Source organism: Myxacorys chilensis (assembly GCF_059505265.1).
Genome location: NZ_JCACKG010000137.1, coordinates 1 through 7696, shown reverse-complemented (window position 1 = coordinate 7696; position 7696 = coordinate 1). Strand labels below are relative to the sequence as shown.

Below are 7696 nucleotides of genomic sequence, written 5' to 3'. Positions count from 1 at the left end.
TTCATCCGATTGATGCTGAAGCGCTTGTCCAATGAGTAAGATCCCAAATGGGTTCGATAGAAATTGAGATTGTCCACGTTCTTTATGCAGCCCGAAATATCGATGCAATCCTAGAACGAGACAATTAATTCTTAATTCCCGTTGTCGCAATGCCTCGAATCAGCTGACGTTGACCGATCAGAAACAGTCCAATCACCGGAATGGTCGCAATCACTACAGCCGCCATCATCAACGTCCAACTGTTTGTAAACTGCTCTTGAAAACTAGCTAACGCTAACTGCACCGTTCGCAATTCCGGGCGAGTCGTAAAGACTAACGGCTTAAACAAATCATTCCACTCGCCAATAAATGTAAAGAGAAACAAGGTTACCAATGCCGGACGCGCCAATGGCAACATGATTCGCCACAACACCTGCCATCGATTCGCCCCGTCTAACATCGCCGCTTCCTCTAGCTCTACTGGGATCGTCTGAAAAAATTGGCGCAGCAAGAAAATTCCAAATCCATTCGCTGCTGTCGGCAGAATCAACGCCCCATAGGTATTGATCAGATGTCCCCACTTCAGCACTAGAAAAATCGGAATGACTAACATCTGAAATGGAATGACCAACGTTGCTAAAACAATCAGCAATAACGCTTGCTTGCCCCGAAACTTCAGCCGTGCCAGCGCATACCCCGCCAACGCTGACGTGATGATCTGCAATCCTGTCACAGCCAGGGCAACCAGCGTCGAATTGGCAAACGCCAACAGAAAGCCGCCGCGTTGCCAGGCGACCCGATAATTTTCCAAGGTCAATGAAGCAGATCCCTCTCCAGCAGGCATCAACGACGTTATGAAGACAGCGCCCAACGGCAGCAGCACCAATCCTGCTCCCAGTGTCAGCAACATAAACCACAGAATCGCCGTCACTGATCTTGAATTGATTAGGGAGAAGAATCGATCGCGGCTCATACTATTGAGAAAATGGCTTTGCTAGAAAATTAGCATTTCTACACGTTACACTAACGCTTGACGACTCAGACTTCAAAAATCAGTGTTTTAGAGGGCTAAAACACCCACATAGGCAGAATTTACTCATTCTCGGCTTCATCTTTAGCTTGAGAAGGTAAAGTGTAGGTTAGGAGCTATCGGAGTTGAGCCGAATCTCCGCTTTTCCCTAACCTGAAACTCAATCGGCAACTGCCGATGCATTCGTGACCAGGAGACACCGAATCTATGCCGCAACTTGAGGCGACCCCAGACCTAGATTTTCATAGTGAAACCTACAAAGATGCCTACAGCCGCATCAATGCGATCGTCATCGAAGGCGAACGCGAAGCTCACGACAATTACCAGCGATTAGCCGAACTGCTGCCTGACAACCGCGATAACTTGTTAGGTCTAGCAAAAATGGAAAATCGTCACAAGAAAGGCTTTGAAGCCTGTGGGAAGAACTTGAAGGTAACACCAGACATGGAGTTTGCTCAAGAATTCTTCTCTAAACTACACAACAACTTCCAAGTTGCCGCCGCCGAAGGTAAAATCGTCACCTGCTTGCTGATTCAGTCGCTGATCATCGAGTGTTTTGCGATCGCTGCATACAACATCTACATTCCGGTTGCCGATGACTTTGCTCGCAAAATCACCGAAGGTGTTGTCAAAGACGAATATCTGCACCTTAACTTTGGTGAAGAATGGCTCAAAGCAAACTTTGAAGCGTCTAAAGCCGAGCTAGAAGAGGCAAACCGTCAAAACCTGCCGTTAGTCTGGGCAATGCTCAATCAAGTCGAAACCGACGCTAGTGTTCTCGCGATGGAACGAGAAGCCTTGGTAGAAGACTTCATGATTCAGTATGGTGAAGCGCTCAGCAACATTGGCTTTACCACTCGCGACATTATGCGGATGTCAGCTTACGGTTTATCGGCTGTCTAGCGAACGTCAATCGGCTATGGGAGAAGAGATTGCTCATAGCTGACTTTTTCTTGCCTAGTTGTTTTCTAGTCTAGGAAGTCTGCTCATCATCCGTACTGCCAATTAGGCAGTACGGATGACGATTTCCCCTGATCTCTATAATTTGGTTTAACTCTCTCAACACCTGGATCTCAGGTCCAAATTCATCGATGTTTGGTTTAATTGGTCATCTTACAAGTTTAGAACACGCTCAATCTGTCGCACGAGAACTGGGTTATCCAGAATATGCCGATCAGGGGTTAGATTTTTGGTGCAGCGCCCCGCCTCAAATCGTGGACACGATCAAAGTGACAAGTGCCACGGGGCAAACGATCGAAGGGCAATACGTTGAATCCTGCTTTTTGCCAGAAATGTTGGCAAGCCGTCGAATCAAAGCGGCGACCCGGAAAGTAATTAATGCCATGGCACATGCTCAAAAGCATGGTATTAACATCACGGCGTTGGGTGGCTTCTCGTCGATTATTTTCGAGAATTTTAACTTGCAGCAAATTCAGCAAGTCCGCAACGTCAAGCTTGAGTTTGAGCGCTTCACGACGGGCAATACGCACACGGCTTATATTCTTTGTCGGCAGGTTGAGCAAGCGTCTAAGCAAGTGGGTATCGATCTTTCGACGGCGACGATCGCAGTCTGCGGCGCAACGGGAGATATCGGTAGCGCCATCTGCCGCTGGCTAGATGCTCGTACAGATGCCGCAGAGCTATTGCTGATTGCCCGCGATCAAGAACGCCTGCAAGCGTTGCAATCCGAACTTGGTCGCGGCAAAATTATGGGCTTGGAAGAAGCGCTGCCGCAAGCTGACATTATTGTATGGGTCGCAAGTATGCCAAAAGGCGTCGAAATTGACCCGACCGTTCTGAAACAGCCTTGCTTGCTGATTGATGGTGGTTATCCCAAAAATTTAGGAACAAAGGTTCAGCATCCCGGCGTGCATGTTCTCAATGGCGGCATTGTTGAGCATTCATTAGATATTGATTGGCGAATCATGAGCATCGTCAATATGGACGTTCCCGCCCGTCAGCTATTTGCCTGCTTTGCAGAATCGATGCTGCTCGAATTTGAGAAGTTGTACACCAATTTTTCGTGGGGACGCAATCGCATTACTGTTGAAAAAATGGATCAAATCGGTCAAGCATCAGTTAAACATGGATTCCGTCCACTGTTGATTTAGCGATCGCCTTTTACCAGGCTCCAACAACGAGGTTAGTCCAACCGTTGGAACTGATCCTTATTGTGTGATTGATTGTTGTGTAATTCACTCGCTGACCTCAACAGGGCGCTAGTGTTTTTTGGCTTAAGCTGAAGGTTTTCTAAAAAAGCCTTCAGCTTAAAAATATTGTTCACTCTTCTATTGCCTATCATTCATCGTTAGGCGTCAGAATCACGTTACTGATGCCGGATATTGTCATAGACTGCCGTGTAGTCTTTGGCGGGTTCATGCCAAGAGTAGTCATACTCCATGCCTTGGAGTGCAAGTTTTTCAAATTCGCTGTGATTGCTGCCCCAGAGATCAAACGCGCGTCCTAATGCAGATTCTAGAGCGTTATTGTCGGTTTCGTAGAACATGTAGCCGTTGCACTTTTCGGGGGGATGCTTCTGGTCGTAATCGCGATCGAAAACAGTGTTAACCAATCCGCCAACTCCACGCACGACTGGCACTGTTCCGTATTTCAAACTAATCACTTGCGTCAAACCGCACGGTTCGTAGTTGCTAGGAACAACAATGATGTCTGATCCGGCATAAATCAGATGTGATAACTCTTCGTTAAAGCCAAGTTCAATATGGCAATCTGGATTGTTGTTGAGGAAATTCTTTTCGTGTTGAAACCAATCATTAATCTTCGATTCTGTTGCCGATCCAAGTAATACAAACTGCGCGCCTCGTTGCAGCGAATAATACATCGCGTGATGAACCAGATGGACGCCTTTTTGGTCATCTAGACGCCCGACGTAACAGACAATTGGCTTCTCCTCATTGCGTAACAGCAGTCGCTCTCTTAACGCTTTGGTGTTGTATCGTTTTTGCTCAAAGGTTTTTTTACTGTATGGATGAGGAATATAGCGATCGCTCTCTGGATTCCAGAATGTGTAGTCTAATCCATTGAGAATGCCCTCAAATTTGTCTTGATAGAGCGCAAGCGTGTGCCCCAAGCCGTAGCTGATTCCTGTATATCGCGCTTCCCAAGCGTGATGAGGCGAGACGGTGTTGACATAGTTAGAGTAAACAATGCCTCCCTTCATCATGTTGATGGCGAACGGATTAAAGTTATCGCCTAGTTTGTCTTGGCTAAAGTAGTACTCTGGACGATTCAAATTCGTTGCCGTTAAAACTTCGGTTCCGGCTGTGCCTTGATGCTTGAAGTTGTGAATTGTGTAGCATACCCGCTGGTTCGGCATTCCGTGATGTTTGTAGATTTCGTAGAGCATCACTGGTACTAAGCCCGTTTGCCAATCGTGGCAGTGAATAATATCAGGGCGCTTATTGCTTTGCTGTAAAAATTCCAGCGCGGCTCTGCTAAAAAAGGCAAATCGCAGATTGTCGTCGTTACAACCGTAATAGCAGTCGCGATCGAAGTACATGTCCTGTGAGTGTGGTTCAATGAAAAAGCAGATCTGCCCATGTACCCACCCGCAATAGACTGAGCAGTGAACCTTGCCGCCAAACCAGGGCACAAATAGGTTGTCGTAAGCACTGTGTAGACCCCAAATATGGTCGTATCTCATGCAGTCATATTTTGGCAAAACGACTTCGACGCAATGACCTTGCGCTTCGAGTTCGCGGCTTAGCCCGTAGACAACATCGCCCAATCCTCCCGCTTTAATCACGGGCGCACATTCTGACGCGACTTGTACGATATACATTTTTACCCCCGCTTCATAAAAATTTATTTCTTGCGTCTTCCATTCAATACGGAAGGTATACGTTTTGCAAGTCGAAGGAGACAGAATATGGAAGTTCTCAAGTCAGTACAACCTTTTAGATGTCAGAGAAAAAATGATGTTTAGGGAGGAAATGAGGAACACCGTCGATTAACGTTGCTAGGTGTTCGATGAATTATTTTTGACTGCGATCGCGTCGCAGGCAGGTGCCGTAAATTCTGTCTATCAATAGCAAGATCGTGTGCGCTAGAAGACATCTAGGAGAACTCTATAGTGTGGTAGATTGCTCCTTATATTTTGGTGTGAGGACAAAGAAATGAGAGCAATTACGGCACGAACATCGCTGCTGAGTGCAACGTTGGCAGTTACGACAGTGTTGTTTGCACTGACTCCTGCAAAAGCAACTGAGACTTCTAGAACGTCTGGCGCAGACCTAACCGTTGTCAATCCTGCGATCGAGCCGCTTAAACTAGAGACAACGGCTGAAGTAACTCCCACGACTAGCTTCACTAAGCTCCAAACGAACTCTCAAAGCGAAGTCCAAAGAGTTGAAGCCCAAAGAATTGCTCAAAACAGAATTGCTCAAAACATCGAGCAGACCCCACCTGCCTCGATCGTTCCAGTGAATACTGACAATGCAGAAGGCAGCGATGCGGCTGATCAAGTCACTTCGGTTTCTCAGCTTTCGGATGTCAGACCTACAGACTGGGCGTTTCAAGCCTTACAATCGCTAGTCGAGCGCTACGGATGTATTGCTGGCTATCCGGACAGAACCTATCGAGGCAACCGCGCCTTGACTCGTTATGAGTTTGCGGCGGGTCTCAATGCCTGTTTAGATCGGGTAAATGAACTGATCGCGGCGTCTACCGCAGATTTAGTCAAACGAGAAGATTTAGCAACCCTGCAAAAGCTGCAAGAAGAATTTGCAGCTGAAATTGCTACGCTGCGTGGTCAAGTTGATGCTTTGGAAGCGCGAACAACAACCCTAGAAAAACAACAGTTTTCTACCACCACCAAACTCACTGGTGAGGCTATCTTTACTATTGCTGACACCTTTGGCGATCGTGCTACCCGTAACGGTAGCGATGGGTTTCTGAATGGTGTGAATGCTGCAAACGAAGACAGACTCAGGGACGATAATACTGAGACTATCTTTGCTGCCCGGGCTCGCCTTAACTTAGACAGTAGCTTTACTGGTAAGGATCAGTTAAGAATTCGTCTGCAAGCACGCAACATTACTCCGTTTTCTGGTGCCTTTACGGGAACCAACATGACTCGCCTAGGTCATGACGGCAATGAGTCAAACGCTCTCAGAGTTGTTAAGCTGTTCTACCGTTTCCCCGTCGGTGACAAACTTAGATTTCAGGTCGATGCTGTCGAAACCGAGTTATATAACGGATTAGTCAGCACTCTCAGCCCCTTTACAAGCAGCGGTACCGGCGCTCTCTCTCGCTTTGGACGGTTTAACCACATTTACCGAAGCGGAGCATCTGGCGCGGGCGGCTCTTTTGAATACAAGTTCAACGATTTTCTCGCCCTACAGGGAGGTTACGTTTCTGACTCGAACAGCAACGACCCAAGTGCAAAGAATGGCCTCTTTAACGGTGCATATACTGCTTTAGGACAGGTTGTTATCAAGCCAAGCAAATCGATCGATCTCGCGCTGACCTATGCTCACTCCTACTATCCTGGTGGTGATGTCAACCTCACAGCAAGCACGGGTAGTACATTTGCAGCAAATCCCTTTGGTTCCAGCGCAACTCTTGGTAGACCTACTTCGTCAGATACCTTTGCTGGTGAAGTGCAGTTGCGTCTTAGCCCTAAATTTATCATTGGTGGCTGGTTTGGCTACTCGTTTATCGATCAAGAGGATGGAGATAATGAGGCAGAAGCCCTCAATGGGGCTGTATTCTTAGCGTTTCCTGACTTAGGTAAGGAGGGTAACCTGGGCGGTATCATTGTTGGTGTTCCCTCTAAAGTGGTCAAGAACGATATTGCTAACCGTGAAGATAACGACACTGCAATTCATGTGGAAGCGCTGTATCGTTATCGTCTGAACAGCAACATTGCAATCACACCTGGTGTAATTGTGATCTTTAATCCTGAACACAACAACGACAATAATACTCAGGTCGTTGGCGTCGTTAGAACAACGTTCTCGTTCTAATCTAGATTGCCTAATTGAGCCCGTTATGAGCCTTGTTCAGACTTTCTCTGGCAAGGCTCTGTTTTTGGCTGATTGCGCTTTAAGCGGTAAGGGGAGTGAGAGAGGCTGGATTAGAACTCACGTCCTCTAGGAAGCGGGACACGATCGCACTAAACTTTTCTGGATACCACAGTACCCATTCGTGGTATCCCTCTTCGACCACGACCAAACGAGAATTCGGAATGGCTTGCTGCATCTCCTGTGCTGCTGTAAGGGGAGTGGTCAAATCTTTAGCAGACCATAGGAGCAAACAGGGCGATTGAATGTGAGGTAATAGGGCTTGGAGATCTTTTTCTAACGAGAGCCACAATGCTGTGAGGACATTTGGAAGATTGAATGCGAGATTTGGTATAAATACTTGGGGAATCTCTAGAAATTGTAGGTAAAGTTTGGTCGGCGAAATCTGTAAGGTCATCTCGAGCGCACGACGCACCGGAACTTCGAGCAACGGAACCTTAGGAATTCCCGCACTATCAAGTAAAATTAGGCTGGCAATCTTATCAGGTGCTGATGTTGCCATTGTGATACTAATTCCGCCGCCGATGGAGTGCCCAATTAGATGCACGCTATCTAAGTCCAATGCGGCTAGAAAGGCAAGTAAATAGTTATTAACCTGGCAACAATTGAAGTTGCATCTTGTTTGCGGCATAAGCGATGAACG

The 7696-nt window shown here is 47.1% G+C and carries 6 protein-coding genes; 3 read left to right on the top strand and 3 right to left on the bottom strand.

From position 1 onward, the window contains the following. Positions 1-124: 124 nt before the first annotated feature. Positions 125-889 (bottom strand): carbohydrate ABC transporter permease, encoded by a 765-nt coding sequence (locus AC5JLB_RS10340; protein WP_495873750.1) that lies wholly within the window; start codon positions 887-889, stop codon positions 125-127. Positions 890-1216: 327 nt separating this feature from the next. Here AC5JLB_RS10340 and AC5JLB_RS10335 point away from each other — a divergent pair, with 327 nt between their 5' ends. Then, positions 1217-1912, top strand: a complete 696-nt coding sequence (locus AC5JLB_RS10335; RefSeq protein WP_495873749.1) for an aldehyde oxygenase (deformylating) — start codon at positions 1217-1219, stop codon at positions 1910-1912. Between the two features lie 188 nt (positions 1913-2100). Next, entirely contained in the window at positions 2101-3120 is a 1020-nt protein-coding gene (locus AC5JLB_RS10330; RefSeq protein ID WP_495873748.1) for a long-chain acyl-[acyl-carrier-protein] reductase, read from the top strand. Positions 3121-3335: 215 nt separating this feature from the next. Here AC5JLB_RS10330 and glgA read toward each other — a convergent pair whose 3' ends face one another. Continuing rightward, the gene (gene glgA, locus AC5JLB_RS10325; RefSeq protein ID WP_495873747.1) at positions 3336-4811 is read right to left on the bottom strand and encodes a glycogen synthase GlgA; all 1476 of its coding nucleotides are present in this window, start codon (positions 4809-4811) and stop codon (positions 3336-3338) included. 334 nt (positions 4812-5145) lie between these two features. Here glgA and AC5JLB_RS10320 point away from each other — a divergent pair, with 334 nt between their 5' ends. Beyond that, entirely contained in the window at positions 5146-6996 is a 1851-nt protein-coding gene (locus AC5JLB_RS10320; RefSeq protein ID WP_495873746.1) for an iron uptake porin, read from the top strand. Positions 6997-7075: 79 nt separating this feature from the next. Here the strand turns inward: AC5JLB_RS10320 and AC5JLB_RS10315 are convergent. After that, a partial coding sequence (locus tag AC5JLB_RS10315) for an alpha/beta fold hydrolase (RefSeq protein ID WP_495873745.1) occupies positions 7076-7696 on the bottom strand: 621 nt, incomplete at its 5' end.

Bases quoted from the DNA above. Each gene is read 5' to 3' on its own strand.
- AC5JLB_RS10340 (WP_495873750.1), bottom strand. From the start codon at position 889: ATGTTGCTGACACTGGGAGCAGGATTGGTGCTGCTGCCGTTGGGCGCT.
- AC5JLB_RS10335 (WP_495873749.1), top strand. From the start codon at position 1,217: ATGCCGCAACTTGAGGCGACCCCAGACCTAGATTTTCATAGTGAAACC.
- AC5JLB_RS10330 (WP_495873748.1), top strand. From the start codon at position 2,101: ATGTTTGGTTTAATTGGTCATCTTACAAGTTTAGAACACGCTCAATCT.
- glgA (WP_495873747.1), bottom strand. From the start codon at position 4,811: ATGTATATCGTACAAGTCGCGTCAGAATGTGCGCCCGTGATTAAAGCG.
- AC5JLB_RS10320 (WP_495873746.1), top strand. From the start codon at position 5,146: ATGAGAGCAATTACGGCACGAACATCGCTGCTGAGTGCAACGTTGGCA.